General features: G+C 73.8%; 1 protein-coding gene. It reads left to right on the forward strand.

Features of this window, described 5'->3' with window-relative positions:
* Positions 1–66 precede the first annotated feature (66 nt).
* On the forward strand, positions 67–290 hold a 224-nt coding region (locus OEY_RS0127815; protein ID WP_029540308.1), incomplete at its 3' end, for a hypothetical protein.

Here is a 290-nt window from a genome sequence, read left to right on the forward strand (position 1 = left end):
TGGCCGGGGCGGCCGGACACACTGGCGTCCACCGAAGACAGAACCGACCCGAAGGAGGACCCGCTCGTGCACACCTGGACCGTCACCTGCGATCCGGCCGTCGCGCAGGAATCCGGCACCGCCGCCACCGAAGTCGACGCCGTCATCGCCGGCGCCGCCGCGTTGCGCCGCATCACGGCCGCCACCCACCGGACCGGCCACCCGTCGCCCTACCTGCGTCTGCGCATCGACACCCGCTTCCGGATCGGCCTGAGCGCCGGGCCCGACAGCCCGGACGGAGTCCTCGAGTG

Origin of the sequence: Rhodococcus sp. P14, assembly GCF_000256505.1 — a bacterium.
In the GTDB taxonomy this organism is placed as follows: Bacteria; Actinomycetota; Actinomycetes; order Mycobacteriales; family Mycobacteriaceae; genus Rhodococcus; species Rhodococcus ruber.